1 protein-coding gene is annotated in these 215 nt (G+C 41.9%); it reads right to left on the reverse strand.

The annotated features are described in order from the left end of the window. On the reverse strand, window positions 1-212 hold a 212-nt coding region (locus LKX83_RS34645), incomplete at its 3' end, for a methyltransferase domain-containing protein (RefSeq protein WP_227887623.1). Between the last annotated feature and the right edge of the window lie 3 nt (window positions 213-215).

Consider the following 215-nt stretch of genomic DNA (forward strand, 5'->3'; position numbering starts at 1 on the left):
GTATCTGCGATATACTTCATCGTTTTTGGCGTATAAAAACCAATATGCGTCTGATCTCTTCGATAATACCAGCGGCAGAATTTCTCATCATCCCGCGGATGATATAGTGTCATAACAGCAAGCAGACCTCCCTCTGCAAGCAAGCTGTTGAACAATGAGAAATACTCCATTGGATGCTTAAGATGCTCCACTACTTCCGTACATGTAATCAAATC

It is taken from the genome of Cohnella baijiui (assembly GCF_020731285.1).
GTDB lineage: Bacteria > Bacillota > Bacilli > Paenibacillales > Paenibacillaceae > Cohnella.